This window comes from Pseudomonas sp. AC070 (assembly GCF_979258635.1).
Genome location: NZ_OZ409871.1, coordinates 3,653,887 through 3,680,346 on the forward strand (window position 1 = coordinate 3,653,887; position 26,460 = coordinate 3,680,346).

Consider the following 26,460-nt stretch of genomic DNA (forward strand, 5'->3'; position numbering starts at 1 on the left):
GCCGTGCCCTGGTGGTTATTTCTTCTTTTTGGGGGCGATGACCATGATAAGTTGGCGTCCTTCCATCTTCGGGTGCTGCTCAACGGTGCCGTATTCAGCAAGGTCACCTTCAACCCGCTTCAACAACTCCATGCCCAGCTCCTGATGCGCCATCTCACGGCCGCGGAATCTTAACGAAACCTTGGCCCTGTCCCCATCACTAAGGAAACGTACCAGGTTGCGTAGTTTTACCTGGTAATCCCCTTCTTCCGTCCCTGGACGAAACTTGATTTCTTTAACCTGAACCTGTTTCTGGTTCTTCTTCGCTGCGGCAATCTGCTTCTTCTTTTCGAAGATCGACTTGCCGTAATCCATTACGCGGCAGACCGGTGGAACCGCATCAGCGGAGATCTCTACCAGGTCCAGCTTGGATTCTTCAGCGATTCTAAGCGCTTCATCAATCGAGACGATGCCAATTTGCTCGCCGTCAGCGCCAATTAACCGAACCTCGCGTGCCGAGATATTCTCGTTGATCGGGGCTTTCGGTGCAGCTCGTTTATCTTGTCTCATTTCACGCTTAATAATAATTACTCCGAATCTTGGCGACCACGCCGGGAAACCGCTTGCGTAAGAAATGCTGCGAATTGGGCGACTGGCATGGAGCCCAGATCAGCGCCTTCTCGCGTACGCACAGCGACAGTTTGCGTTTCAACTTCCCGATCTCCGATAACGAGGAGATACGGAACCTTGAGCAAAGTATGCTCGCGGATTTTAAAGCCGATTTTTTCGTTTCTCAAGTCAGACTTGGCACGGAACCCGCTTTGATTGAGTGTTTTTTCAACTTCAAGCGCAAAATCGCCCTGCTTGTCGGTGATATTCAAAATTACAGCTTGAGTGGGCGCCAGCCAAGCCGGGAACGCACCTTCGTAGTGCTCGATTAACATCCCGATAAAGCGCTCAAACGAACCGAGAATCGCGCGGTGAAGCATAACCGGATGCTTGCGGCTATTGTCTTCGCTCACAAACTCCGCGCCCAGACGAACCGGCAAGTTGAAATCGAGCTGCAATGTGCCGCACTGCCAAACGCGGCCGAGGCAGTCCTTCAGCGAGAATTCAATTTTTGGTCCGTAGAATGCGCCTTCGCCTGGCTGCAAATCGTAGGGCAAACCGGCGCTTTCAAGTGCCGACGCCAACGCTGACTCCGCACGATCCCACAACTCATCCGACCCAACGCGTTTCTCAGGACGCGTCGACAGCTTGAGCTGGATATCGGTAAAACCGAAGTCCGCGTAAACGTCGAGAGTCAACTTGATGAACGCAGCGGACTCCGCCTGCATTTGCTCTTCAGTACAGAAGATGTGCGCGTCATCCTGGGTAAATGCCCGGACACGCATGATGCCGTGAAGCGCACCCGACGGTTCGTTGCGGTGGCAAGCGCCGAACTCAGCAAGGCGCATAGGCAGCTCGCGGTAGCTTTTCAGTCCCTGGTTAAACACTTGCACATGGCACGGGCAGTTCATTGGCTTGATGGCATAGTCACGACTTTCCGACTCGGTCGTGAACATGTTTTCCGCGTAGTTCGCCCAATGCCCGGACTTTTCCCACAGGCTGCGATCAACCACCTGCGGCGTCTTGATTTCGAGGTAGCCATTCTCGCGCTGAATCTGGCGCATGTACTGCTCAAGCACTTGGTAAAGCGTCCAGCCGTTAGGGTGCCAAAACACCATGCCCGGCGCTTCTTCCTGGGTGTGGAACAGGTTCAGGCGTTTACCGATTTTGCGGTGATCTCGCTTTTCAGCTTCTTCAATACGCTGAACATAGGCGGCCAACTGCTTCTTATCGGCCCACGCGGTGCCATATACACGCTGCAATTGCTCGTTCTTTGCGTCGCCGCGCCAGTAAGCGCCTGACAACTTGGTCAGCTTGAACGCTTTAAGGAAACGCGTGTTCGGCACGTGCGGACCGCGGCACATGTCGAGGTATTCCTGGTGATAGTAGAGGCCCATTTCCTGGGTATCAGGCATGTCCTCAACCAGACGCAATTTGTACTCTTCGCCGCGCGCGGTGAATTCAGCGATTACCTCTGCACGAGGGGTCATCTTCTTGACCACGTCGTATTCGGTATCGATCAGTTGATGCATGCGCGCTTCAATTGCCGAAAGATCGTCGAGTGTAAAAGGACGCTCATAGGCGATGTCGTAATAGAAGCCTTCGTCAATCACCGGACCGATCACCATGCGGGCAGTAGGGTACAACTGCTTAACGGCATGACCGACCAAATGCGCGCAAGAGTGGCGAATGATTTCGAGCCCCTCTTCATCTTTCGGCGTGATGATCTGCAGGGTGGCGTCGCTGCTGATGAGGTCGCAGGCGTCGACCAGCGTGCCGTTGACCTTGCCGGCTACGGTGGCTTTAGCCAAGCCGGCGCCAATGGATTGAGCAACCTCGGCTACGGAAACCGGGTGATCGAACGAACGCTGACTGCCGTCGGGAAGAGTAATAACAGGCATGGCGCTTCCTCTCCTAGTGGTGACCCCTACCAAAGGTCACATGGGTTGGGATGAGCCAGTACGCGATCCGGCGGTGTACCCGCCTCACAGTGGCAGGAGCCCAAAGGCCAACCTGACCGAACCGCAGTCACTGGAGATTTTGTGGACCTTGGATGCTTTCAGAAAGCCGCAGCCCTGACAAGCGCCCAATAAAAAAGGGTCACCTAAGTGACCCTTTATGTTTGGTAGGCACGATTGGACTCGAACCAACGACCCCCACCATGTCAAGGTGGTGCTCTAACCAACTGAGCTACGTGCCTGCAATGGAGGCGCATTCTACGGAGGCAGGTAGAAGAGTCAACTGTTTTCTCCCTAACTACCTGAAAAAGCGTATTTTTTACTGTTCAAGCCGGCGTTTTATATTTCGCACGGAGGCTAGCCGGGCATTTTTAACTCAGGTAGGATCGCCCGGTTCGTAAAAAATATAAAACAGAGGTTGCAAGATGGCACACACTCCTTATCCGCAGTCTTACTACGCCGCATCGGCAAATGCCGCTCCCGCCAGACCCGAATTGGTAGGCGACGTAGAAACCGATGTCTGTGTAGTGGGTGCAGGATACACCGGCCTTTCAACGGCCCTCTTCCTCTTGGAACATGGCTTCAAGGTCACAATCGTAGAAGCAGCCAAAGTCGGGTTTGGCGCATCGGGCCGTAACGGCGGCCAGATTGTTAACAGTTACAGCCGCGATATCGATGTCATCGAGCGCACTGTCGGCGCCAAGCAGGCCCTGCTCCTCGGACAAATGGCCTTTGAAGGCGGCCGCATCATTCGTGAGCGCATCGCGACTTACAACATCCAGTGCGACTTAAAAGACGGCGGTGTTTTCGCAGCCATCACGAAAAAGCAGATGGGCCATCTAGAGTCGCAGAAAAAACTTTGGGAACGCTACGGCCATACCCAGCTTGAGCTGATGGACGGCGCGCGCATTCGCGAAGTGGTGAATACCGAGAACTATATCGGCGGCATGCTCGACATGAGCGGCGGCCACATCCACCCGCTAAACCTGGCGCTCGGCGAAGCGGCTGCAGTCGAATCCCTGGGCGGCATCATTTATGAGCAAACGCCTGCCACACGCATCGAACGCGGCGCCAACCCAGTGGTGCACACACCGCAAGGCCGAGTGAAAGCTAAGTTCATTGTTGTTGCGGGCAACGCTTACCTGGGCAACCTGATTCCCGAGCTGTCGGCCAAGTCGATGCCATGCGGCACGCAGGTTCTCACCACAGAACCGCTCAGTGACGAAGTCGCCCGCAGCCTGCTACCCCAGGATTACTGCGTTGAAGACTGCAACTACCTGCTCGACTACTACCGCCTCAGTGGCGATAAACGCCTTATCTTCGGCGGCGGCGTGGTCTACGGCGCTCGCGACCCAGCCAACATCGAAGCCATCATTCGGCCGAAGCTGATCAAAACTTTCCCGCAGCTGAGGAACGTAAAGATCGACTACGCCTGGACCGGCAACTTCCTTCTGACCTTGTCGCGCCTTCCGCAAGTAGGCCGCCTGGGCGACAACATCTATTACTCCCAGGGTTGCAGCGGCCACGGCGTTACTTACACCCACCTGGCCGGCAAGATTTTGGCCGAGTCGCTACGTGGTCAGGCCGAACGCTTCGATGCGTTCGCAGGGCTTCCGCACTACCCGTTCCCAGGTGGCGAACTGATGCGCGTGCCGTTTACGGCGATGGGTGCGTGGTACTACAGCCTGCGCGACAAGCTGGGCTTCTAACTTCAGTCACAAACAACAACGGCGCCCATCGAGGCGCCGTTTTTTTTGCTTCGTTTTTTTAGTGCGCCGCGCTTTTCAACGCTTCATAGGCATTGCTGGCCGCCAGTTTCTGACCGACCTGTTCAAGTCGCGACGCGGCCGCCATCCAGCGCTGGTCATCAACATTAGCCGGCAATTGCGCCGGCGCCTGGACCAGCACTGCCCAATTGCCAACCTCCTTCCAGGCCGACTCGAAACTCTTAAAGCTCATCACCAGACGGCGGCTCATACCCGAGCGCAGCAGTAAACGCTGCTTGACCCGGTCATATCCCACCACCACGGCATAACGTGGCGACGAAACAAAGCTGCCATCGTCTATCCCAACCAACACAGGAAAGCCTGCAGAGACCTGCTCCAGCACATCGGCCAGTTGCGGAGACAATGGATACACTAGCAACCCATGCTCATTAACCACGCGCGCGAGATTTTTCTCGATCGCTGATTCCTGGCCGGGCAAGTGCATTTTCTTCGCGACCAATCCCGGCGTCGTCACCACGTTCTGCTGCGAGAGCATTTCTGCCACCGCGCCTGGCGCACCTTCAAATGCGGTTTCGGCGAAAAACGGTACAGCATTCAGCTCGACCCGCTCCGGCAAAGCGCGCACTTGCGGCGCTACCGTCACCCGCGAGGAACAGCTGGCTACCAGCAGCGACACGCAACCTATTAATAGTAAGAACCGCACTCTCGCCACTTGCACAGCTCCCAATTAATTAAAGAAAGGCCTAAATCATACCGCGCCGGCTACCAGCGCACTTAATCGCAGGCAAAGAAAAGCCCGGCCTAAGCCGGGCTTTTCTGAAACACCGCGCTAATTACTTAGCTTGGGCTTCTACTTCAGCTTCTACGCGACGGTTAACAGCGCGGCCAGCTTCGGTAGCGTTGTCAGCAACCGGCTTGGATTCACCGTAGCCAACAGCGTTAACACGCTCGCCACCTACACCGTACTGGTTAACCAGAACTTCACGAACGGCGTTAGCACGACGCTCGGACAGTTTTTGGTTGTAAGCGTCAGTACCAACGGAGTCGGTGTGACCTTCAACAGTGGTGGAAGTCGCTGGGTATTGCTTCATGAAGTCAGCCAGGTTCTTGATGTCGCCATAGCTTTCTTCTTTGACTTTCGACTTGTCGAAGTCGAATTTCACGTCCAGTTCAACGCGAACAACTTCAGCAACGGCTGGGCAGCCATCAGCGTCGACAGTTACGTTGGCAGCGGTGCCTGGGCACTTGTCGACGTTATCGCAAACGCCGTCGTTGTCGCTGTCTGAGCAAACTTCTGGAGCAGCAGCAGCGGCTACTGGCTCAGCTGCTTTTTTGCCGCCGCCGAAGTTAACGCCGATACCGACGCTTGGCGCCCACTCGGTGTCGCCTTGGTCGATGTTGTATTGAGCCTCAACGCCAGCACGGGCGTAGAAGTTCTCGGTGAAATACACCTTGGCACCGCCGCCGAGGTTGGCGAAGGTGGAGCCGTTACGACCGCCATTGCCGTTCTGGCCAATGCTCTGGTCGGAGAAGCCGGCCGAAACGTACGGACGCAGCATGTCGCCAGGAGCGTTGAAGTGGTACAGCGCGTCCAGAGCGGTGTTCGAGCCTTTGATGTTGCGGCCGTCGTCGCTGCGAGCGTTGTGAACTTCGTCGTAGCCCAGACGCAGTTCAACGTCGTCGGTCAGGAAATAACCAACGGAACCGCCGAAGAGGTTGCCGTTGTTTTTGAAGTCACGAGCGCTGTCGAACATTTCTTTTTTGGCGAAGCCTTCAACTTCTACTGCACCTTGGCCTTGGGCCAACGCCTGAAGAGAGGAAGCAGCGATCAGCGAGCCGATAACAACGCCTAAGGTGTTTTTAAATTTCATCCGTAAATCCCTATCTTGGTGGTCAGTAAGTTGTCTGACAAACGCAAGACAACTCAGGCGGCGATTCTAACAGCAATCGCCTGGTCGGTTAGAGGTATTTCACCTAACTAAGTTTCGGCAACGCCGGAAAATTTTTCCCGCAATCGGTCGAGCGCTCTTTTATAACGCATCTTGGTTGCGCTCAAGCCCATATGCATGATGTCGGCGATTTCCTGGAACTCCAATTCGGCAACAAATCGGAGCACCAGAATCTCCCGATCTATCGGGTTTACATGCACCAACCAGCGGTCCAGCCCGCCAGGCTCTTGGGCTATGGGCGCCTTTTCCTCGGAAGCTTCTTCCAAAGGATCCAAACTTAAGGCATCCAACAAACGCCTTTTTCGGCGCTCTTTGCGGTACTGGGTAATGCACTCGTTGTAGGTAATGCTGTAAAGCCAAGTCTTGAACTTTGACTTGCCTTCAAAATTCTTCAACCCATATAAAACTTTTAACATTACTTCTTGACAGACGTCGTCGGCATCCCGGTCGTTTCCCAGATAACGGGCACACACGTTAAATAGGGTTCGCTGGTAACGGCGCATCAGCTCTTCATATGCCCGCGTGATGTGGAACAACTCCACATGCGCACGCGCCACCAGCTCTTCGTCCGAGAGCTCGCGGGGGTCATAACGGGACGATAGCGATTGAGCTTTATTCAAAACGAGTCGGGCCGGCAGTCTGGTGGATAGCCGCCAGGGCCCTGAACCTCAGGCAGTTCAGGATGGCGGCATACATTAGCAGGGAATGGCGTGTTAGCGACTGCTCACCCGTTGTTCGAGAATCTCGCGATTGGACAGCGAAACCAGGTCGCCGTCATCGGTCAGCAGGGTGGTTTTCACCGTACCGATTTCCTCGATCTGCCCTTCCACTTCTCCCACTTTCAATTGCTGCCCAACTTCATAGAGTTCGCGCACGTAAATGCCAGCGAGAATCTGCGCAGCGATGTCCCGGCTGCCCAGGCCCAGCGCCAGCGCAACGGCAAGCCCTACCGAGATCAGCACGATGGCGATCACGTTGTTGAGCAAATCGGTTTTGACTTCAAGCTGGCCGATGGCCACGGAAATACTGAGGATGATGACCAAGCCCTGAGCAATGCGCGCCAGGCCGTTGGCGTAATCCAGGCCCACGCCATCCGCTGCACTGCGCACCAGACCACTGACCAGTTGCGCCAGCAAAATACCAATCACCAGCACCAGTGCCGCGCCAAAGACTTTTGGCAGGTACAGCGCCAGCACATCCAGGGTTGCCGATACACGCTGCAGCCCCAGCGATTCAGCGGCCGAGACCAGGAAAACGAGCAGCACAAACCAGTAAACGATCTTGCCGATCAGCGCCGACACTGGCACTTGAATGCCTGCACGGCCAATCAGCTTGGTCAGGCCGGTGCCTGCCATCAAGCGATCCAGGCCCACTTTGCCGAGCAGTTTCGACAGCAAGGTGTCGAGCAGCTTGGCGACCACAAACCCCAGCAACACGAGGATCAGCGCCACGAACAGGTTGGGAATGAACACTGCAACCTTGGTCCACAGCGCAGCCATTGCCTCTTTCAGGCTTTGGGTCCAGAGATCGAGTTCCATGTTCAGTCAGCCTTCTTGGTCATACGAGCGGAGGAAGTGCGGCGCGATACCGGCGCGACATGATCAGAGCCTTTGTTCACGGCGATCATCAGCGCTTCGAGGCAACGGCCCATGAGGCCGAACAGGTCGCCGGCACCCACTTGTCTATTGGCGGTTTTCAACACGCGGCCCAACGTTGCGTCATCGTCGTGGCTGGTGGCCGAGGACTTGAGCAAATCTCGCAGGGATTGTTCAAATGGATCGTGCATGCGCACCTCAGGATTTCTCAGGGCTAGACGCGGGCTATTTTTGCCGGGTCACATCAAACCCAACGTAATCGGCGAAAAAGCCACCATTGTCCCAGCGCGACCGATGCCATCAGCACACACGCCAGAAGAAAACCGTACGGGCTTTCGGAACCCGGAATGCCGCCGACGTTGATGCCAAGCAGCCCGGTCAGAAAACTCATCGGCAGGAAGATACCGGTGATGATGCCGAAGCGGTACATGGTGCGGTTCATCCGCTCGCTCATGCGCCGGCTCTCGGTTTCCAGCACCAGCCCTACCCGCTCGCGAATCAACTCGAGCTCTTCGAGGTAGCGAGTCAGAAGGTTGTTCAGCTCGTTCCAGTAATCGGCATCGTCGCTGCAGAACCAGGGCAGCTTATTGCGGGTGAGTTGCGCATAAATGTCACGCTGCGGCGCTAGGAACCGACGCAAGCCGGCAGCGCGACGGCGGATATGCAGCATCTGCCCATGCTCCGGCGTGAAACGCTCATCCGCATCGGCGCGCTCTTCCTGCGCATCGACCAGCTCGGACAAATCCATCACCAGCGCATCCACCTTGCCGGTCATGTGCTGCGCGATATACAGCATCAGTTCCGAGGCGCTTTTCGGTCCTTTTCCGGCATCAAGTTCGGCAATCAGATCTTCGGTCGCATGCAACGGCCGCAGTCGCAACGAGATAACGCGCTGGGCGGCAGCGAAAATTCGCACCGACACCATGTCTTCCGGCTCGGCGCCCGGGTTCAAATTGACGCCACGCAGAAACAGCAGCAGCTCATCGTTGGGCAAGGGAAGCAGGCGCGGACGCGTGTTCTCCTCCAGCAGCAAATCGCAGCTGAATTCGTTCAGGCCACTCTCGGTGCGAAGCCAGGCGTGGGTTTGCGGGTGACCGCGATCCCAATGCAGCCAAATACTTTCGGCCGGCTCTAGCTGAATGTTGTCCAGTTGCTGACGGGTGATGGTGCGCGCACCGCCCTCGCCGTCCAGCACAAACGCGTGCACCAGGCCCCATTGGGCGTTGTCTTCCTCGTGCATTCCCTCGGCATTCCTTCTTTATTACTGCGGCGCGAGCCTAAAAGAAAAAACCCGACTCGCGCCGGGTCTTCTGGCCTATCAGGACGGCATGCTGAGCGCCTGGGGCGAAACGATGATGCCGTTGTTGTCGGCATACACGTATTCACCCGGGCGGAAGGTGACGCCGCCGAAGGTCACCACCACGTTGAGGTCGCCAATGCCGCGCTTGTCGGTTTTCATTGGGTGAGTGGCCAGTGCCTGCACGCCCAGTTCGGTTTGGGCGATAACGTCGACATCACGGATGCAGCCGTAAATCACCAAACCTTCCCAGCCATTTTTAGCCGCCTTTTCCGCGAGCATGTCGCCCAGCAATGCACGGCGCAGCGAACCGCCACCGTCCACCACCAGCACTTTGCCCTTGCCGTTCAGGTCGACCTGATCTTTAACTAGCGAGTTGTCTTCGAAGCACTTGATGGTGACGATTTCACCGCCAAACGAGTCGCGGCCACCGAAATTGCTGAACATCGGCTCGACCACTTGCACCAACTCGGGGTACGCGTCGCACAAATCGGGAGTGACGTATTGCATGGGAAAACTCCTGGATAGGTTCTGGAAACCGCTCGCTCAAATCTGGATACGGCGACATCTTAGCCGGGTCATTGCAACGATGAAACGCTCGGCGCTGGCGCTTCTACAGGCTCCAACGCAGCCGGCAGGCGCAGGTGACGCAGCCAGTGCTCGGCCAACGGCCAGACTTCGCCCTGCGCGTGTTTGCTGACCAGCATTTCGACATGGCCGAAGTCATCGGTGAAACCTTGCCGTTTGCCCAGACAGACAAAGCGGCGCTGCTCGGAGCCGAACTGCTCCAGCAACTTACGGCAACCCCACGCGGGGTCTTGCTCGTCGCCGTCGGCGCTCACCGCCAACACCGGCACGTTGACGTCGGCCAACCCTTTCCACCAGTCGTTTTTCTTGCCTTCGCCAAAGCGGCCAAACAGGCGGTGCCAGCGCAGGCTCTCGCGTATCAAGCCAACCGGCTCATCTTCCGGGCCACGCTTAAGGCGCGAACCGGAAATCACCGAAACGCCCTTGAGCAACAAGCGCGCGCCCCACTCCACCGGCGGAATTTTCAGCGGCCAGTAAACGCGACTGACCTGGCTGCCGAATAACGCCACCGACGCCACGTCCTCTTCGCCCAGGTAATGCCCGCCCAGCGCGGCGGCCAAGGTAATGCCGCCCAGCGAATGGCCAATCCAATGCGGCGCCTGCCCGCTCTGCTCCCGCACGAAAGCGGCAATAGCCGGCAAGTCATGGCGGGCGTAATCGGCCACGGTGTTGTTGTTGTAGTCGAGGTTGCGTGGCGACAAGCCATGGCCACGCATTTCAGCGATCCACACATCGAAACCGGCGCGCGCCAGGTATGGCCCCAAGCCAATGCACTTGGGCGAATACCAGAAGCGACGGTTGGAAAAGCTGCCCGGAATCAGAATGACCGGCACGCCCCGGTCCTCACCGTGGTCGGCCATGCCCAAGCGGGTCAGGGCCAGTTCGACGCTGAAGTCTGGGCTGTTAGAGGGTTTGAGGCGATAAACATCCTCGCTGAGGTCGCCACGAAACTCGGCGCTCATCAAGGCTACGGGAAACAGTTCACTGCTACTTTGCATGCGGATCGACTGACAGGAAAACTTGCAGAAAAAAGGGCGGGAAATAGCCCCGCCCTTCTTTTATTTTTTGTGTTTCTGGTTGGGCTTCGCGGTGCTCAGCTGTGAGCATCGCGAAGCCCAACAGGACCTCAGGCCTGTTGACCTTCAGCCAGGAAGAACCAGGTTTCCAACACGGAGTCCGGGTTCAACGACACGCTTTCAATGCCTTGCTCCATCAGCCACTTGGCCAGGTCCGGGTGGTCCGATGGGCCCTGACCGCAAATGCCGATGTACTTGCCGGCTTTGTTGCAGGCCTGAATGGCGTTGGACAGCAGCTTTTTAACCGCCGGATTACGCTCGTCAAACAGGTGAGCAATGATGCCGGAGTCACGGTCCAGGCCCAGGGTCAGCTGAGTCAAGTCGTTGGAGCCGATGGAGAAGCCGTCGAAGAATTCCAGGAACTCGTCGGCCAGAATGGCGTTGGACGGCAGTTCGCACATCATGATGATGCGCAGGCCGTCTTTGCCACGGGACAACCCGTTGGCCGCCAGCAAGTCGATTACCTGACTCGCTTCGCCCAGGGTGCGTACGAACGGCACCATGATCTCGACGTTGGTCAGGCCCATCTCGTTGCGCACTTTCTTCAGCGCACGGCATTCCAGTTCGAAGCAGTCGCGGAACGATTCACTGATGTAACGCGAGGCACCACGGAAGCCCAGCATCGGGTTTTCTTCTTCCGGCTCGTAGAGCTTGCCGCCGATGAGGTTGGCGTATTCGTTGGACTTGAAGTCCGACAGCCGCACGATAACTTTCTTCGGCCAGAACGCGGCGGCCAGGGTGCTGATGCCCTCGACCAGCTTCTCGACATAGAAGCCAACCGGATCGTCGTAACCGGCGATGCGTTTGTCGACGCTGTCTTTGATGTCTGCTGGCAAGCCTTCGTAGTTCAGCAGCGCCTTGGGGTGCACGCCGATCATACGGTTGATGATGAATTCCAGACGCGCCAGGCCGACACCAGCGTTAGGCAACTGGGCAAAGTCAAACGCGCGGTCCGGGTTGCCGACGTTCATCATGATTTTGAACGGCAGATCAGGCATGGCATCGACGGAGTTGGTGCGAATGTCGAAACCCAGCTCGCCTTCGAAGATAAAACCGGTATCGCCTTCAGCACACGACACGGTCACGCCCTGGCCATCGACCAGCACTTGCGTGGCGTTACCGCAACCGACCACTGCCGGAATACCCAGCTCACGGGCGATAATCGCGGCGTGGCAGGTACGGCCGCCACGGTTGGTGACGATGGCGCTGGCGCGCTTCATGACCGGTTCCCAGTCCGGGTCGGTCATGTCGGAAACCAGTACGTCGCCCGGCTGAACCTTGTCCATCTCGGCGATATCGTTGATCACGCGCACTTTACCGGCGCCGATCTTCTGGCCAATGGCGCGACCTTCCACCAGCACTTTGCCGGTTTCTTTAAGCAGGTAGCGCTCCATCACGTTGGCCGTGGTGCGGCTTTTTACGGTTTCCGGACGGGCTTGGACGATGTACAGCTTGCCGTCGTCGCCGTCTTTGGCCCACTCGATGTCCATCGGGCGGCCGTAGTGTTTTTCGATGATGATCGCCTGCTTGGCCAGCTCGGTGACTTCGGCATCGCTCAGGCAGAAACGGGCGCGGTCAGCGCGGTCGACATCAACGGTTTTCACCGACTTGCCGGCCTTGGCTTCGTCGCCATAGATCATCTTGATGGCTTTGCTGCCCAGGTTGCGACGCAGGATCGCCGGACGGCCTTCTTCCAGGGTTTTCTTGTGAACGTAGAATTCGTCGGGGTTCACCGCGCCTTGCACCACGGTTTCGCCGAGGCCGTAGGCGCCGGTGATGAACACCACGTCACGGAAGCCCGATTCGGTATCCAGGGTGAACAACACGCCAGCGGTGCCGGTTTCCGAACGCACCATGCGCTGCACGCCAGCCGACAACGCCACCAGCTTGTGATCGAAGCCCTGGTGCACGCGGTAGGAAATAGCGCGGTCGTTGAACAGCGAGGCAAACACTTCCTTGGCGGCGCGGATGACGTTTTCCACGCCACGAATGTTCAGGAAGGTTTCTTGCTGGCCGGCGAACGAGGCGTCTGGCAAGTCTTCGGCAGTGGCCGACGAGCGCACGGCCACGGCCATGTTTTCGTTGCCGTTGGCCATGACCGCAAAGGCTTCGCGGATTTCGGTGTTCAAACGTTCAGGGAATTCGGCTTCCATGATCCATTGACGGATCTGCGCACCGGTTTTGGCCAGGGCATTGACGTCATCGACATCCAGCGCGTCGAGCGCGGCATGGATCTGGGCGTTGAGGCCGCTCAGTTCGAGGAAATCACGGTAGGCTTGGGCAGTGGTTGCGAAACCACCGGGGACCGAGACGCCAGCGCCTGCGAGGTTACTGATCATTTCGCCGAGGGATGCGTTCTTGCCCCCCACGTGCTCCACATCATGGACGCCGAGCTTATCGAGGGAAACTACGTATTCAGCCAAGGGATCTCTCCACTAACGGTGTTGGACTAGCTCAGACCCTATTTACTCTCACGCTTTGCTGCACCTTGGTGCCGCTCCCTGTGACGGTGGCCTGGCCCTGGAAAATAAGTAACAATGCCAACCGGCATGGCTTCGATCAAAGGGGCCCTATGATAGCCAAGAATCATCCTTAGCTTAAGGCCCTCGGTGCAAATGAAACGAACCGCTTTCTTCATCTCCGACGGCACCGGCATCACGGCCGAAACGCTTGGCCAAAGCCTGCTGGCGCAGTTCGAGAACATCACGTTCCACAAGCTCACGCGCCCCTACATCGACACCGTAGAAAAAGCGCGGGCGATGGTACAGCAAATCAATAATGCGGCTGAGAAAGACGGCGTTCGCCCGATCATTTTCGACACCATCGTCAACCAGGACATCCGCGATATTCTCGCCAAGTCCGATGGCTTCATGATCGACATCTTCTCGACCTTTCTCGCTCCCCTCGAACAGGAACTGACGTCGCACTCGTCCTATTCGGTGGGCAAGTCCCACTCCATCAGCCACAACTCCAACTACATGGAGCGTATCGAGGCGGTTAACTTCGCCCTCGACAACGACGATGGCGCCCGCACGCATTACTACGACAAGGCAGACCTAATTCTGGTCGGTGTCTCGCGCTGCGGTAAAACCCCAACCTGCCTATATATGGCACTGCAATATGGCATTCGTGCAGCTAACTACCCGCTGACCGAAGACGACATGGAGCGCCTGCAACTACCCAACGCGCTCAAGCAGTACAAAGACAAGCTGTTCGGCCTGACCATCGACCCCGACCGCTTGACCGCCATTCGCAACGAACGCAAGCCCAACAGCCGTTACGCCAGTTTTGCCCAGTGCGAGTTCGAAGTGCGTGAAGTCGAACAACTGCTGCGCCGGGAAAACATTCCGTACATCAATTCCACGCATTTTTCCGTGGAAGAAATCTCCGCCAAGATCCTGGTGGAAAAAGGCGTTGAACGGCGCTTGAAGTAGACGCCGCTGAAACAGACCCGCTACAGCGAAAAAGGTGCACATTCGATGACGCTATTGGACTGCTTGCTGTTTGCACCGATCGCCGTGGCGATTGCCCTGACACCTGGGCCCAACAATTTCTGTGCACTCAACAACGGTATTCGTTATGGCGTCGGCACTGCGGTGGCCGCCACCGTGGGCCGCAATGTGGCCTATGCCATCTTCCTAGCCATTTCCGCCGTTGGCCTTGGGGCCATGTTGCTGGCGTCGGAAACCGCGTTCACCGTGTTGAAGTGGCTGGGCGCGGCTTACCTGCTTTATCTCGGCATTCGCGCCTGGCGCAGCCGTGAATTCAGCGGCCTCGATCTGGCTGAAAGCAGCGTAGCAGAGGGCGCGGCTGGCGGCAGAAGTGTGACGCGCCTGATGCTTCAGGAGTTCCTCGTCGGCATCAGTAACCCCAAAGCCATTCTGCTGTTCGCCGCCATCTTCCCGCAGTTCATCAAACCCGATTTGCCCACCACCGAACAATTTGTGTACCTGGGCGGCACGTACCTGTTGGCCGAGTTCGTGGCCTCCATGGTGTACGGCCTGTTCGGGCGGCAGATTCGCCGGCTGATCAAGACTCCTACAGGGGCGCGGCGCCTGAACAAAACCACCGGGGCGTTTTTCATGGGCGCCAGTGGGGTGTTGTTGAGCACTACGCATCATTGATGGTTTGGCGTTAGTCCCGTTCGCCAGCAAGCTGGCTCCTACAAAGCCGGACGCGTTCCACCTGTAGGAGCCAGCTTGCTGGCGAAAAATGTTTAAAAACTCCCCGCCGGCACCCGCACCCAGCCTTCCATCAACACCCGCGCACTGCGGCTCATGATCGCTTTCTTCACCACCCACTCGCCGTTCACCTGCTGCGCCTCGGCGCCGACGCGCAACGTGCCCGACGGATGCCCAAAGCGCACCGCCGTGCGCTCACCGCCGCCTGCCGCCAGGTTCACCAACGTGCCGGGAATTGATGCAGCCGTGCCAATGGCCACCGCCGCCGTGCCCATCATGGCGTGGTGCAACTTGCCCATGGACAGCGCGCGCACCAGCAAATCGACCTCGCCCTTGGCCACGGTTTTGCCGCTCGAAGCGCGGTAGTCCTGCGCGTTGGCAACAAACGCCACCTTGGGCGTGTGCTGGCGGGTCAGTGCTTCTTCCGGGCTTTTTATCAGGCCCATGCGCAGCGCGCCGGCCACACGAATGGCTTCGAACCGCTCAAGCGCGGCGGGATTGGTGTTGATGTCTTCGCGAAGTTCGGTGCCGGTGTAGCCGATGTCCTCGGCATTCACAAACACCGTGGGAATACCGGCCGTAATCATCGTCGCCTTGAAGGTGCCGATACCCGGCACTTCCAAATCGTCGACCAGGTTGCCCGTGGGAAACATCGAGCCGCCCGCCTCGCCGTCATCCGACGGGTCGAGGAATTCCAGCACGATTTCCGCCGCTGGAAAGGTCACGCCATCCAGCTCGAAGTCGCCGCTCTCCTGAACCTGGCCGTTGCTGACCGGCACGTGGGCGATGATGGTTTTCTGGATATTGGCCTGCCAGATGCGCACCACGCACACGCCGTTTTCGGGAATGCGCGCAGGGTCGACCAAGCCCGCATGCAGCGCAAACGCGCCGGCGCCGGTGGAAAGGTTGCCGCAATTGCCGCTCCAGTCGACGAACGCTTTGTCGATGGAAACCTGGCCGTACAGGTAATCAACGTCGTGATCCGGCTGCGTGCTTTTCGACAAAATCACGCACTTGCTGGTACTCGACGTGGCGCCGCCCATGCCGTCGATTTGCGCGGCGTACGGGTCGGGGCTGCCGATCACACGCATAAACAGGCGGTCGCGGGCCGTGCCCGGCACCTGGCAGCTTTCCGGCAAGTCTTGCAGGCGAAAGAACACGCCTTTACTGGTGCCGCCACGCATATAGGTGGCGGGGATTTTGATTTGCGGTGCGTGGGGCATGGAATCGCGTCCTGATAAAGCCAATTCGGAAATCACTCGGACCCTGTAGGAGAGGCTTCAGCCTCGATGCTTTTAAAGTCAAAAGATTGAGGCTGAAGCCTCTCCCACATAAAGCCATCTCTTGCCGGAACAACGACGGTTAAACCGCCACCGTCGCTTCCAGGAAGTCCTTAGCAAAGCGCTGCAACACGCCGCCCGCTTCGTACACCGACACTTCTTCCGCCGTATCCAGGCGGCAGGTCATCGGCACTTCCAGGCGCTCGCCGTTCTTGCGGGTGATAACCAAGGTCAGCGTGGCGCGCGGGGTGCGCTCGCCGATCACGTCGTACACCTCGGTGCCGTCCAGGCCCAGAGTCAGGCGATTGGTGCCGGGTTTGAATTCCAGCGGCAACACGCCCATGCCCACCAGGTTGGTGCGGTGAATACGCTCGAAGCCTTCAGCGGCAATCGCTTCCACGCCAGCCAGGCGCACACCTTTGGCGGCCCAGTCACGCGACGAGCCCTGACCGTAGTCGGCGCCGGCCACGATAATCAGCGGCTGCTTGCGTTCCATGTAGGTTTCGATGGCTTCCCACATGCGGGTGACCTTGCCGTCCGGCTCAATTCGGGTCAGCGAGCCCTTCTTCACCTGCCCGTCGACCACGGCCATTTCGTTCACCAACTGTGGGTTGGCAAAGGTGGCGCGCTGGGCGGTCAAGTGGTCGCCGCGGTGCGTGGCGTAGGAGTTGAAGTCCTCTTCCGGCAAGCCCATTTTCGCCAGGTATTCGCCGGCGGCGCTGTCCAACAGAATGGCGTTGGAAGGCGACAGGTGATCGGTGGTGATGTTGTCCGGCAGCACCGCCAACGGGCGCATGCCGGTCAGGCTACGCTCGCCGGCCAGGGCACCTTCCCAATACGGCGGGCGACGAATGTAGGTCGACTGCGGGCGCCAGTCGTACAGCGGACTGGCCGCCTCCTCCACCGTGCCCAGGTCGAACATCGGAATGTAAATCTGCTTGAACTGCTCCGGCTTCACCGACGAGGCCACCAAGGCGTCGATTTCCTCGTCGCTTGGCCACAAGTCTTTAAGCGTGATGGCGTTGCCAGCAGCGTCATGGCCGAGCACGTCTTGCTCGATGTCGAAGCGCACGGTGCCGGCGATGGCGTACGCCACCACCAACGGCGGCGAGGCCAGAAACGCTTGTTTGGCGTACGGGTGAATGCGCCCGTCGAAGTTGCGGTTGCCCGACAACACGGCGGTGGCGTAAAGGTCGCGGTCGATGATTTCTTGCTGAATCACCGGGTCCAGCGCGCCAGACATGCCGTTACAGGTGGTGCACGCATAGGCCACGATGCCAAAGCCCAGTTGCTCAAGTTCGCTGAGCAAACCGGCTTCTTCCAGGTACAACTTGGCCACTTTCGAGCCCGGCGCGAACGAGGTTTTCACCCACGGTTTGCGTTGCAGACCCAAGGCGTTGGCTTTCTTCGCGACCAATCCGGCGGCAACAACGTTGCGCGGGTTCGAGGTGTTGGTGCAGCTGGTGATGGCAGCGATGATCACCGCGCCGTCCGGCAATTTGCCGTCGGCTTCTTCGCCCTTGGCTGCCGCTAGCATGGCGTCGCCGGCAATGCCGCGTTCCTGCAAGGCGCTGGTGGGCAGGCGTTTGTGCGGGTTGCTTGGGCCCGCCATGTTGCGCACCACACTGGACAAGTCAAAGCTCAGCACCCGCTCGTATTCGGCCGTTTCCAGCGCGTCGGCCCACAGGCCGGTGAGCTTGGCGTACTGCTCAACCAGCGCCACTTGCTGCGGCTCGCGGCCGGTCAGGTTCAGGTAGTCGATGGTTTGCTGGTCGATGTAGAACATCGAGGCGGTGGCGCCGTATTCGGGGCACATGTTCGAGATAGTCGCGCGGTCGCCGATGGACAGGCTGTTGGCGCCTGCGCCGAAGAACTCCACATAGGCGCCAACCACGCGCTCCTTACGCAGGAACTCGGTAATCGCCAGCACGATGTCCGTGGCGGTGATGCCGGGCTGACGCTTGCCAGTCAGCTCGACGCCGACGATATCGGGCAGGCGCATCATCGAGGCGCGGCCGAGCATCACGGTTTCCGCTTCCAGACCGCCAACGCCAATGGCGATCACGCCCAAGGCATCCACGTGTGGGGTGTGGCTGTCGGTGCCGACGCAGGTGTCGGGGTAGGCCACGCCGTCACGCGCCTGGATCACCGGGCTCATTTTCTCCAGGTTGATCTGGTGCATGATGCCGTTGCCGGCCGGGATCACGTCGACGTTCTTGAACGCGGTTTTGGTCCACTCAATAAAGTGGAAACGGTCCTCGTTGCGACGCTCTTCCACGGCGCGGTTTTTCTCGAATGCATCCGGGTCGAAGCCGGCGTATTCCACGGCCAACGAGTGGTCGACGATCAGTTGCGTCGGCACCACCGGATTGACCTTCGCCGGGTCGCCGCCCATGTCGGCGATTGCGTCACGCAGGCCAGCCAAATCGACCAGGGCGGTTTGGCCGAGAATGTCGTGGCACACCACGCGCGCCGGGTACCAAGGGAAGTCGAGGTCGCGCTTGCGTTCGATCAGTTGCTTGAGGGAATCGGTGAGCATGGCCGGGTCGCAGCGGCGCACCAATTGCTCGGCCAACACACGCGAGGTGTACGGCAGCTTGGCGTAAGCGCCCGGTTCAATGGCATCGACCGCTTCGCGCGTGTCGAAGTAATCCAGCACGGTGCCCGGCAGGTTCTTGCGGTATTGGGTGTTCATCGCAATGCTCATGGTTATGGGCGGTCCTTGAGCGGCACGAACTTCAGGTCTTCGGGACCTGTGTAGTTGGCGCTCGGGCGAATGATTTTGCCGTCGATACGCTGCTCGATAACGTGAGACGACCAGCCTGAGGTGCGGGCGATCACGAACAGCGGCGTGAACATGGCGGTGGGCACGCCCATCATGTGGTAGCTCACGGCGCTGAACCAATCGAGGTTGGGGAACATTTTCTTGATGTCCCACATGATGGTTTCCAGGCGCTCGGCAATGTCGAACATCTTGGTGTTGTTCTGCTCTGCCGACAGCTCGCGGGCCACTTCTTTAATCACTTTGTTGCGCGGGTCGGCCACGGTGTACACCGGGTGGCCGAAGCCGATCACCACTTCTTTTTTCTCAACGCGGGCGCGGATATCGGCCTCGGCTTCGTCCGGGTTGTCGTAGCGTTTCTGAATTTCGAAGGCCACTTCGTTGGCGCCGCCATGCTTGGGGCCACGCAACGCGCCAATGGCGCCGGCGATGCACGAGTGCATGTCCGAGCCGGTGCCGGCGATCACGCGCGAGGTAAAGGTCGAGGCGTTGAATTCATGCTCGGCGTACAGGTTCAGCGAGGTGTGCATGGCGCGCACCCACGACTCGCGCGGCTTTTCACCATGCAGCAAGTGCAGGAAATGACCGCCGATGGAGTCGTCGTCGGTTTCCACATCAATGCGCTTGCCGTTGTGGCTGAAGTGATACCAATACAACAAGGCCGAGCCCAGCGAGGCCATCAGCTTGTCGGCAATGTCGCGGGCGCCGGGGTGGTTGTGGTCGTCTTTTTCTGGCGACACGCAGCCCAGCACCGACACGGCGGTGCGCATCACATCCATCGGGTGCGCCGAGGGCGGCAGTTGTTCCAGCGAGGTTTTCAGCGCGGCCGGAATGCCACGCAGCGCTTTGAGCTTGGCCTTGTATGCGGCCAGTTCCGACACGTTCGGCAGCTTGCCGTGCACCAGCAGGTGGGCGATTTCTTCGAAGTCGCAGCGGTTGGCAAAATCCAGCACGTCGTAGCCACGGTAGTGCAGGTCGTTGCCGGTACGGCCGACGGTGCACAGCGCGGTATTGCCGGCGGCGGTGCCGCTCAGGGCAACTGATTTTTTGGGTTTGAAGCCCGGCGTGGTCGTCTCTGGGGTTGCGCTCATCGCGGCTATCTCCTCATCTGATCCGGTTGTAATTGTTGTTCTGACTCAGCACAGCGCTGGCCGGCCGCCGCTTCAGTCGAGCGGCCGGGTGGCAATCACTTCTTGGCGGCAAACAACGCGTCGAGCTTTTGCTCGAAGGCGTGGTAGTTGATGCGGTCATACAGTTCAGCACGGGTCTGCATCAATTCGATGACGTCCTTCTGGTGGCCGTTCTGGCGAATCGAGGTGTAAACACTTTCCGCCGCCTTGTTCGAAGCGCGGAATGCCGACAGCGGATAAAGCTGAATGGCAACGCCGACCGAGGCCAGCTCATCGCGGGTAAACAGCGGCGTGGCGCCGAACTCGGTGATGTTGGCCAACACCGGCACACCCAAGGCGTCGACAAAGCGCTTGTAGGTCGGCAGGTCGTAGGCGGCCTCGGCAAAGATGCCGTCGGCGCCAGCTTCCACATAGCGCAGGCAGCGTTCAATGGCAGCGTCCACGCCTTCGGCCTGAATGGCGTCGGTGCGGGCGATCAGGAAGAAATCGGCGTCGGTCTTGGCGTCGGCAGCGGCTTTGACGCGGTCGGCCATTTCTTCGGTGGAGACGATTTCCTTGCCCGGACGGTGACCACAACGCTTGGCGCCGACTTGGTCTTCGATATGAGCCGCCGCAGCGCCGGCCTTGATCAGGCTTTTAACTGTGCGCTCGATATTGAAGGCACTGGGGCCGAAGCCGGTGTCGATGTCGACCAGCAGCGGCAAGTCGCATACGTCAGTGATGCGGCGCACGTCGGTGAGCACGTCGTCTAGCGTATTGATGCCCAGATCCGGCAAGCCCAGGGAGCCGGCAGCCACCCCGCCACCGGACAAGTAAATGGCTTTATAACCGGCGCGCTTGGCCAGCAACGCATGGTTGGCGTTGATCGCGCCGATGACCTGCAACGGCGACTCGGCAGCAATGGCAGCGCGGAAACGTTGACCTGGGGTGTTGGAGCTCATGCTTCACCTCTCGTGGGGGATTTGGAAACCGCCTGCCCGGCCTGGCCGGTGTAGTGGCGTTCGATATTGCGTTTGGAGGCCGCGATATGGCGGCGCATCAGCAGCTCCGCCAGTTCGCCGTCGCGCTCGGAAATGGCGTCGAGAATGCGGTGGTGCTCAGCAAACGCGTGACGCGGGCGATTGGGCGTGGCGGAAAATTGCAGGCGATACATGCGCACCAGTTGGTACAGCTCGCCGCAGAGCATCTGCGCCAGGGTTTTGTTGCCGCTGCCTTGAATGATTCGGTAGTGGAAGTCGAAGTCGCCTTCTTGCTGGTAGTAACCAACACCGGCCTGGAACGCGGCGTCGCGCTCGTGCAAATCCAGCACGCTGCGCAGCTCATCAATTTCTGTCTGGCTCATGCGCTCGGCGGCCAGGCGACAGGCCATGCCTTCCAGGGACTCGCGAATTTCGTACAGCTCAATCAGCTCGGCATGGCTCAGCGATACAACGCGGGCGCCGACATGGGGCACGCGCACCAGCAGCTTCTGGCCTTCGAGCCGGTGAATCGCCTCACGCAACGGGCCACGGCTGATGCCGTAGGTGCGCGCCAGTTCGGGTTCGGAAATCTTGCTGCCGGGGGCGATGTCGCCCTGCACAATGGCCGCCTGAATGCGGCGGAATACGTGCTCGGAGAGGGTTTCGGAGTCGACGGGGGCGTCGACTACGGATTCGAGGGCGTCTTGCATATTGTCGACACACCGATGAATATTTCGGTGAAAACTACCCCTCGAACGCGCTTTAGTCAAACGATCAGAGTGGATTGTTGACAGTTTTTTAAGCGCGAGGTTTTCAGCGATCACGGCTAAAGCCGCCCTTAGAGGGTGGCGTTCGGTGTGGGAGCGGCTTTAGCCGCGATGTTTTTTTGCCACGCAACCGCCTGTCGCCGCAAAAAATCTGCATGTTAGAATGCGCCGCGCTTGAAGCCTGCCAGACTGCGCCGTGCGGGCTGCTAGACTCACTCGCCAAGCGCCAGGTGAACCTAAGCCCTTGCTGTTAACACTAAGTGACTTGATCCGGGACTGCTCCACACGGACCCCGCTGAAATTTCCACGATCCGTTTTAGGACTTATGACACTCAAGCCCTTAGCCCTCTTGTTATCGCTCGTTCTGTTGCCGGCCCTCAGCCAGGCGGCGGAAAAGGGTGTGTATGGCCTGAACGAATACGCGCAGCTCACCGACATTGACCTGCAAGTGGCGGCCAAACTCGACACCGGCGCCAAAACCGCTTCGCTCAGTGCTCGCGACATCAAACGCTTCAAGCGCGATGGCGAAACCTGGGTGCGCTTTTACCTGGCCATCGACGACGCCCACGCGCACCCCATCGAACGTCCATTGGCGCGTATCAGCAAAATCAAACGCCGCGCCGGTGACTACGATCCCGACGAAGAGAAAACCTACACAGCACGTCCGGTCATCGAACTTCAGGTATGCATGGGCAAAGCCCTGCGCACCATCGAGGTCAACCTCACCGACCGCAGCGCATTTCAGTACCCCTTATTGATTGGCTCCGAAGCCCTGAAACGCTTCGACGCCCTGGTCGACCCCAGCCTCAAATACGCCGCCGGCAAACCCGGTTGCGCGGTGGCAGAAGACAGCAGTGAGAAACAACCGGTGAGCTAAACGGCCTACCCGGCCGCGCACGCACCGAAACAGCGTCAAGAACGTGAGCTCCACCGCAATGCCATTACCTGCACCGCGCCCTGCCTGGGGTCTTGTGGTACAGCGACACTGACAAGATTGATTAATGGACAGGTTCCCTACATGCGCTCTCTTACCCTGCATCTGAAAGTCCTGATCGCCATTTTGGTGACACTGGGCGTTCTGATTACGGCCTACCAGATTTTCGTCGTTGGCATTCCGATTACCGAGGATGAAACCGACGATCTGTGGAACATCGATGCCAAGGTCGAATTCCAGGCCACACCGAAAAACCCGGTGAAGGTGCAGATGTTCGTGCCGCCGCTGAGCCAGGATTATGTAAGCCTCAACGAGAGCTTCATTTCCAATAACTACGGGGTGAGCATCAACCGCGTCGACGGCAACCGTAAGGTCACCTGGTCGGCCCGTCGTGTCAGTGGCAACCAAACGCTCTACTACCGCCTGGTGCTGACCAAACGCTACAGCGGTGAAAAACCTAAAGCCAAAGGCCCGATATTCCGCGACAGCATTGCCGTTGAAGGCGCTGAGAAAATCGCCGCCGAAGCCCTGATGGCGCCGATTCGCCAACACTCGGCCGACATCGAAACCTTCATCAGCGAAACCATCAAGCGGGTTAACAACCTCAACGACGACAACGTCAAACTGCTGCTGGCAGGCGACACGTCGACCCCGAACAAAGCCAAAACCATCGAACTGCTGCTCTCCATCGCCCACGTGCCGATGGAGCGCGTGCACACCATTCGCCTGGTGGCCGATCAACCGCAAACCCCGGAGCTGTGGCTGCGCAGCTTCAACGGTCAGGACTGGTTGTACTTCAGCCCGGAAACCGGCGAACAAGGCCTGCCGGCAGACCGCCTGGTGTGGTGGACCGGTGATGAAAACCTGGTGAGCATCGAGGGCGGGAAAAAGCTGCAGGTGCGCTTCAGCCTTAACAACAGCCAGATGAACGCCATTCGCCTGGCCAAGCTGACCGACGAAAACACCGACGCCGACTTCCTCGAATACTCGCTGTACGGCCTGCCGCTGCAAACCCAGCAAACCTTCATGATCATGGTGATGATCCCCATCGGCGTGCTGGTGATTCTGGTGCTGCGTAACCTGATCGGCCTGCAAACCCTGGGTACGTTCACCCCTGTACTGATCGCCCTCGCCTTCCGCGAAATGCAACTGGGCTACGGCATTGCGCTGTTCACCATCATTACCGCGCTGGGCCTGTCGTTACGCTCGTACCTGGAACACTTGAAACTGCAAATGCTGCCAAGGCTGTCGGTGGTGCTGACCTTTGTGGTGGTTCTGATCGCGACCATCAGCCTGCTGAGCCATAAATTGGGTCTGGAGCGCGGGTTGTCGGTGGCGCTGTTCCCGATGGTGATTCTGACCATGACCATCGAACGCCTGTCGATCACTTGGGAAGAACGTGGCGGCGGCCATGCCATGAAAGTCGCCATCGGCACGCTGTTCGCCGCCTCCCTGGCGCACCTGCTGATGACAGTGCCGGAGCTCAACTACTTCGTCTTCACCTTCCCGGCAGTGCTGCTGATTCTGGTGGGCTTCATGTTGGCCATGGGTCGTTATCGCGGCTATCGCCTGACCGAGCTGTTCCGCTTCAAAGCCTTTCTGAAGGACTGAGCCATGTTCGGCATGATCAAAACGTGGAAGGCCCTGGAAGCCAAAGGCATTATGGGCATCAACCGGCGCAACGCGGACTACGTGCTCAAGTACAACAAACGGCACCTGTACCCGATTGTGGATGACAAGATCATCACCAAAGAGCGGGCGATTCTGGCCGGCATTCATGTGCCGGAAATGTACGGCATCATCGAAACCGAGAAGCAGATCGACAAGCTGCCGGAAATCATCGGCGACCGTCCCGACTTCGTCATCAAGCCCGCCCAGGGCGCGGGCGGCGACGGCATTCTGGTGATCGCCGACCGCTTCGAAGACCGCTACCGCACGGTGTCCGGCAAGATCGTCAGCCATGAAGAGCTGGAGCATCAGATCTCCAGCATTCTCACCGGCCTCTACTCACTGGGCGGCCACCGCGACCGCGCGCTGATCGAATACCGGGTTACGCCGGACCAGATCTTCAAAAGCATCAGCTACGAAGGCGTGCCGGACATCCGCATTATTGTGCTGATGGGCTACCCGGTGATGGCCATGCTGCGTTTGCCCACCCGCCAGTCCGGTGGCAAAGCCAACCTGCACCAGGGCGCCATTGGCGTGGGTGTCGACCTGGCCACCGGCGTCACGCTGCGCGGCACCTGGCTGAACAACAAAATCAGCAAGCACCCCGACACCACCAATGCCGTCGATGGCGTGCAGCTACCCAACTGGGATGGCTTTATGAAACTGGCCGCCGGTTGCTACGAACTGTGCGGGCTGGGCTACATCGGTGTGGACATGGTGCTCGACCAGGAAAAAGGCCCGCTGATTCTGGAACTCAACGCGCGCCCCGGCTTGAACATCCAGATCGCCAACGACTGCGGCCTCACCCACCGCGCCCATGCCGTGGAAGCGCGCATTGAAGAACTGACCGCACAAGGCGTGGTGGAAACCGCCGAGGACCGCGTAAAGTTTTCCCAGAGCCTGTTTGGCAACGTGCATCGGCCTGAGATTTGATGGGTTCGTAGCGCAAGGAAAAGCCCGGCCAATGCCGGGCTTTTTTATTGACCAATCCACAGGGCCATCTCCACCAGACACAACGAGTTTTATCGCCAACCACCGACCTGTAGGAGCGGCTGGGCGGCATCCCGACTAGCCGCGATTGACCGGACCTGAAAATGCATTCCTTATCACCACCGCATCGCGGCTAAAGCCGCTCCCACAAGTAGCATTTCCACCAGACAAAAAAATGCCCAACAGAACAAGGGGAGCGTCTGTCGGGCGGATACACGCAGGAGCGGGCGTGTGAAGTAGGAGCACTTACCAACCGAGGCGCCGCTCCAGCCGAGCAGGCGCCTCGTCCATTCATCAAGCCACTTGCGCCAGCTGCGCCTTGGCTTGATTCAAACCTTTTTCCATAAACTCGCCACCCAGGTTCAAACCCTCAGCGTGAATGAAGCTCACGTCGTGAATGCCGACAAAGCCCAACGCCTGGCGCAGGTAGGGTTCCTGGTGATCAAGACTGCTGCCGGCATAAATGCCGCCACGGGAGGTCAGCACAAAGGCGCGTTTGCCGGTGAGCAGGCCTTGCGGGCCGGTTTCGGTGTATTTGAAGGTCACACCGGCACGCAGCACATGGTCGAGCCACGATTTCAGCGTGCTTGGAATGGTGAAGTTGTACATCGGCGCGGCCAGCACCAGCACGTCGGCGGCGAGCAATTCGTTAGTCAGGGTGTTGGAGCGCGCCAGGGCGACTTTTTCGGCGTCGCTCTGCTGGTCGGCGGGCGTCATCCAGCCGCCGAGCAGGTTCATGTCCAGGTGCGGCACTTGGTCAACAGCGAGGTCACGAACGGTGATGGTGTCGCCAGGGTGGGCGGCCTGCCATTGCGCAATGAACTGCGCGGTGAGTTCGCGGGAGATCGAACCCTGGGTGCGGGCGCTGCTTTCAATCACTAAAACCTGAGACATGGGACCTGCTCCATCTGCGTTGTGCTTGCGATGGAGCTAGACTAATGCCGCATAAATCGATAAAAAAGCGTAAAAAGCCGCTACAACCTATCTATTT

The 26,460-nt window shown here is 58.7% G+C and carries 23 protein-coding genes and 1 tRNA gene; 6 read left to right on the plus strand and 18 right to left on the minus strand.

The window, feature by feature from the left end; genetic code table 11:
* Positions 1 to 15: 15 nt before the first annotated feature.
* The 3 genes from infC to ACZZ0Q_RS16440 all read right to left on the minus strand — a co-directional run bounded on the left by infC (position 16) and on the right by ACZZ0Q_RS16440 (position 2,788).
* On the minus strand, positions 16 to 567 hold the full coding sequence (gene infC, locus ACZZ0Q_RS16430) for a translation initiation factor IF-3 (protein ID WP_178086454.1): 552 nt from the start codon (positions 565 to 567) through the stop codon (positions 16 to 18).
* The gene (thrS, locus tag ACZZ0Q_RS16435) at positions 567 to 2,489 is read right to left on the minus strand and encodes a threonine--tRNA ligase (RefSeq protein WP_463541555.1); all 1,923 of its coding nucleotides are present in this window, start codon (positions 2,487 to 2,489) and stop codon (positions 567 to 569) included. Before thrS ends, infC begins: the two co-directional genes overlap by 1 nt.
* Positions 2,490 to 2,711: 222 nt before the next feature.
* A tRNA-Val gene (locus ACZZ0Q_RS16440) sits at positions 2,712 to 2,788 on the minus strand.
* A 183-nt stretch (positions 2,789 to 2,971) separates the two neighbouring features.
* On the opposite strand from ACZZ0Q_RS16440, the gene ACZZ0Q_RS16445 reads away from it, so the two are divergent.
* Positions 2,972 to 4,255 carry an NAD(P)/FAD-dependent oxidoreductase gene (locus ACZZ0Q_RS16445; protein WP_463541554.1) on the plus strand — a complete coding sequence of 428 codons (1,284 nt, stop codon included), beginning with the start codon at positions 2,972 to 2,974 and terminating at the stop codon, positions 4,253 to 4,255.
* Positions 4,256 to 4,313: 58 nt separating this feature from the next.
* On the opposite strand, the gene ACZZ0Q_RS16450 is transcribed toward ACZZ0Q_RS16445, so the two are convergent.
* From ACZZ0Q_RS16450 to ppsA, 9 genes are all read right to left on the minus strand, one after another.
* Positions 4,314 to 4,949 (minus strand): peptidase C39 family protein, encoded by a 636-nt coding sequence (locus ACZZ0Q_RS16450; RefSeq protein WP_463541553.1) that lies wholly within the window; start codon positions 4,947 to 4,949, stop codon positions 4,314 to 4,316.
* A 157-nt stretch (positions 4,950 to 5,106) separates the two neighbouring features.
* Positions 5,107 to 6,144 (minus strand): OmpA family protein, encoded by a 1,038-nt coding sequence (locus ACZZ0Q_RS16455; RefSeq protein ID WP_463541552.1) that lies wholly within the window; start codon positions 6,142 to 6,144, stop codon positions 5,107 to 5,109.
* Between the two features lie 107 nt (positions 6,145 to 6,251).
* A complete protein-coding gene (gene sigX, locus ACZZ0Q_RS16460) occupies positions 6,252 to 6,842 on the minus strand; it encodes an RNA polymerase sigma factor SigX (RefSeq protein ID WP_463541551.1) in 591 nt (196 codons plus the stop codon).
* A gap of 93 nt (positions 6,843 to 6,935) precedes the next feature.
* Positions 6,936 to 7,760: a mechanosensitive ion channel family protein gene (locus tag ACZZ0Q_RS16465; RefSeq protein WP_463541550.1), complete on the minus strand. Its 825-nt coding sequence runs from the start codon at positions 7,758 to 7,760 to the stop codon at positions 6,936 to 6,938.
* A 2-nt stretch (positions 7,761 to 7,762) separates the two neighbouring features.
* Positions 7,763 to 8,008: a CrfX protein gene (locus ACZZ0Q_RS16470; RefSeq protein ID WP_463382096.1), complete on the minus strand. Its 246-nt coding sequence runs from the start codon at positions 8,006 to 8,008 to the stop codon at positions 7,763 to 7,765.
* 53 nt (positions 8,009 to 8,061) lie between these two features.
* Positions 8,062 to 9,057, minus strand: a complete 996-nt coding sequence (locus ACZZ0Q_RS16475) for a zinc transporter ZntB (protein WP_463541549.1) — start codon at positions 9,055 to 9,057, stop codon at positions 8,062 to 8,064.
* A 78-nt stretch (positions 9,058 to 9,135) separates the two neighbouring features.
* A complete protein-coding gene (gene rraA, locus ACZZ0Q_RS16480; protein WP_463541548.1) occupies positions 9,136 to 9,624 on the minus strand; it encodes a ribonuclease E activity regulator RraA in 489 nt (162 codons plus the stop codon).
* A gap of 68 nt (positions 9,625 to 9,692) precedes the next feature.
* Entirely contained in the window at positions 9,693 to 10,700 is a 1,008-nt protein-coding gene (locus tag ACZZ0Q_RS16485) for an alpha/beta fold hydrolase (RefSeq protein WP_463541547.1), read from the minus strand.
* Between the two features lie 128 nt (positions 10,701 to 10,828).
* Positions 10,829 to 13,201, minus strand: coding sequence for a phosphoenolpyruvate synthase (gene ppsA, locus ACZZ0Q_RS16490; protein WP_463541546.1), 2,373 nt, complete (start codon positions 13,199 to 13,201; stop codon positions 10,829 to 10,831).
* A 192-nt stretch (positions 13,202 to 13,393) separates the two neighbouring features.
* Here ppsA and ppsR point away from each other — a divergent pair, with 192 nt between their 5' ends.
* Together ppsR and ACZZ0Q_RS16500 are read left to right on the plus strand one after the other, a co-directional pair.
* Positions 13,394 to 14,212 (plus strand): posphoenolpyruvate synthetase regulatory kinase/phosphorylase PpsR, encoded by an 819-nt coding sequence (gene ppsR / locus ACZZ0Q_RS16495; protein WP_110618553.1) that lies wholly within the window; start codon positions 13,394 to 13,396, stop codon positions 14,210 to 14,212.
* 45 nt (positions 14,213 to 14,257) lie between these two features.
* A complete protein-coding gene (locus ACZZ0Q_RS16500) occupies positions 14,258 to 14,902 on the plus strand; it encodes a LysE family translocator (protein WP_463541545.1) in 645 nt (214 codons plus the stop codon).
* A 92-nt stretch (positions 14,903 to 14,994) separates the two neighbouring features.
* Here ACZZ0Q_RS16500 and prpF read toward each other — a convergent pair whose 3' ends face one another.
* From prpF to ACZZ0Q_RS16525, 5 genes are all read right to left on the minus strand, one after another.
* On the minus strand, positions 14,995 to 16,182 hold the full coding sequence (prpF, locus tag ACZZ0Q_RS16505) for a 2-methylaconitate cis-trans isomerase PrpF (RefSeq protein WP_463541544.1): 1,188 nt from the start codon (positions 16,180 to 16,182) through the stop codon (positions 14,995 to 14,997).
* A gap of 139 nt (positions 16,183 to 16,321) precedes the next feature.
* Entirely contained in the window at positions 16,322 to 18,934 is a 2,613-nt protein-coding gene (gene acnD / locus ACZZ0Q_RS16510; protein WP_463542306.1) for a Fe/S-dependent 2-methylisocitrate dehydratase AcnD, read from the minus strand.
* 14 nt (positions 18,935 to 18,948) lie between these two features.
* Positions 18,949 to 20,112 carry a bifunctional 2-methylcitrate synthase/citrate synthase gene (prpC, locus tag ACZZ0Q_RS16515; RefSeq protein ID WP_110618555.1) on the minus strand — a complete coding sequence of 388 codons (1,164 nt, stop codon included), beginning with the start codon at positions 20,110 to 20,112 and terminating at the stop codon, positions 18,949 to 18,951.
* Positions 20,113 to 20,207: 95 nt separating this feature from the next.
* Positions 20,208 to 21,092: a methylisocitrate lyase gene (prpB, locus tag ACZZ0Q_RS16520; protein ID WP_122451720.1), complete on the minus strand. Its 885-nt coding sequence runs from the start codon at positions 21,090 to 21,092 to the stop codon at positions 20,208 to 20,210.
* Positions 21,089 to 21,820 (minus strand): GntR family transcriptional regulator, encoded by a 732-nt coding sequence (locus ACZZ0Q_RS16525; RefSeq protein WP_463541543.1) that lies wholly within the window; start codon positions 21,818 to 21,820, stop codon positions 21,089 to 21,091. Before ACZZ0Q_RS16525 ends, prpB begins: the two co-directional genes overlap by 4 nt.
* 382 nt (positions 21,821 to 22,202) lie before the next feature.
* On the opposite strand from ACZZ0Q_RS16525, the gene rloA reads away from it, so the two are divergent.
* From rloA to ACZZ0Q_RS16540, 3 genes are all read left to right on the plus strand, one after another.
* Positions 22,203 to 22,754, plus strand: a complete 552-nt coding sequence (gene rloA, locus ACZZ0Q_RS16530) for a retropepsin-like aspartic peptidase RloA (RefSeq protein WP_122492491.1) — start codon at positions 22,203 to 22,205, stop codon at positions 22,752 to 22,754.
* Positions 22,755 to 22,895: 141 nt separating this feature from the next.
* Positions 22,896 to 24,422 carry an osmotic stress tolerance membrane protein RloB gene (gene rloB, locus ACZZ0Q_RS16535; protein WP_122492492.1) on the plus strand — a complete coding sequence of 509 codons (1,527 nt, stop codon included), beginning with the start codon at positions 22,896 to 22,898 and terminating at the stop codon, positions 24,420 to 24,422.
* Between the two features lie 3 nt (positions 24,423 to 24,425).
* Positions 24,426 to 25,412 carry an alpha-L-glutamate ligase-like protein gene (locus ACZZ0Q_RS16540; RefSeq protein ID WP_122492493.1) on the plus strand — a complete coding sequence of 329 codons (987 nt, stop codon included), beginning with the start codon at positions 24,426 to 24,428 and terminating at the stop codon, positions 25,410 to 25,412.
* Between the two features lie 351 nt (positions 25,413 to 25,763).
* Here ACZZ0Q_RS16540 and ACZZ0Q_RS16545 read toward each other — a convergent pair whose 3' ends face one another.
* Positions 25,764 to 26,363, minus strand: a complete 600-nt coding sequence (locus tag ACZZ0Q_RS16545) for an FMN-dependent NADH-azoreductase (RefSeq protein WP_463541542.1) — start codon at positions 26,361 to 26,363, stop codon at positions 25,764 to 25,766.
* Between the last annotated feature and the right edge of the window lie 97 nt (positions 26,364 to 26,460).

What these genes read in the sequence shown, in the direction of transcription:
- thrS (WP_463541555.1), bottom strand. Translation starts at nt 2,489, where the DNA reads ATGCCTGTTATTACTCTTCCCGACGGCAGTCAGCGTTCGTTCGATCAC.
- ACZZ0Q_RS16445 (WP_463541554.1), top strand. Translation starts at nt 2,972, where the DNA reads ATGGCACACACTCCTTATCCGCAGTCTTACTACGCCGCATCGGCAAAT.
- ACZZ0Q_RS16455 (WP_463541552.1), bottom strand. Translation starts at nt 6,144, where the DNA reads ATGAAATTTAAAAACACCTTAGGCGTTGTTATCGGCTCGCTGATCGCT.
- ACZZ0Q_RS16465 (WP_463541550.1), bottom strand. Translation starts at nt 7,760, where the DNA reads ATGGAACTCGATCTCTGGACCCAAAGCCTGAAAGAGGCAATGGCTGCG.
- ACZZ0Q_RS16470 (WP_463382096.1), bottom strand. Translation starts at nt 8,008, where the DNA reads ATGCACGATCCATTTGAACAATCCCTGCGAGATTTGCTCAAGTCCTCG.
- ACZZ0Q_RS16475 (WP_463541549.1), bottom strand. Translation starts at nt 9,057, where the DNA reads ATGCACGAGGAAGACAACGCCCAATGGGGCCTGGTGCACGCGTTTGTG.
- rraA (WP_463541548.1), bottom strand. Translation starts at nt 9,624, where the DNA reads ATGCAATACGTCACTCCCGATTTGTGCGACGCGTACCCCGAGTTGGTG.
- ACZZ0Q_RS16485 (WP_463541547.1), bottom strand. Translation starts at nt 10,700, where the DNA reads ATGCAAAGTAGCAGTGAACTGTTTCCCGTAGCCTTGATGAGCGCCGAG.
- ppsR (WP_110618553.1), top strand. Translation starts at nt 13,394, where the DNA reads ATGAAACGAACCGCTTTCTTCATCTCCGACGGCACCGGCATCACGGCC.
- ACZZ0Q_RS16500 (WP_463541545.1), top strand. Translation starts at nt 14,258, where the DNA reads ATGACGCTATTGGACTGCTTGCTGTTTGCACCGATCGCCGTGGCGATT.
- prpF (WP_463541544.1), bottom strand. Translation starts at nt 16,182, where the DNA reads ATGCCCCACGCACCGCAAATCAAAATCCCCGCCACCTATATGCGTGGC.
- acnD (WP_463542306.1), bottom strand. Translation starts at nt 18,934, where the DNA reads ATGAACACCCAATACCGCAAGAACCTGCCGGGCACCGTGCTGGATTAC.
- prpC (WP_110618555.1), bottom strand. Translation starts at nt 20,112, where the DNA reads ATGAGCGCAACCCCAGAGACGACCACGCCGGGCTTCAAACCCAAAAAA.
- prpB (WP_122451720.1), bottom strand. Translation starts at nt 21,092, where the DNA reads ATGAGCTCCAACACCCCAGGTCAACGTTTCCGCGCTGCCATTGCTGCC.
- ACZZ0Q_RS16525 (WP_463541543.1), bottom strand. Translation starts at nt 21,820, where the DNA reads ATGCAAGACGCCCTCGAATCCGTAGTCGACGCCCCCGTCGACTCCGAA.
- rloA (WP_122492491.1), top strand. Translation starts at nt 22,203, where the DNA reads ATGACACTCAAGCCCTTAGCCCTCTTGTTATCGCTCGTTCTGTTGCCG.
- rloB (WP_122492492.1), top strand. Translation starts at nt 22,896, where the DNA reads ATGCGCTCTCTTACCCTGCATCTGAAAGTCCTGATCGCCATTTTGGTG.
- ACZZ0Q_RS16540 (WP_122492493.1), top strand. Translation starts at nt 24,426, where the DNA reads ATGTTCGGCATGATCAAAACGTGGAAGGCCCTGGAAGCCAAAGGCATT.
- ACZZ0Q_RS16545 (WP_463541542.1), bottom strand. Translation starts at nt 26,363, where the DNA reads ATGTCTCAGGTTTTAGTGATTGAAAGCAGCGCCCGCACCCAGGGTTCG.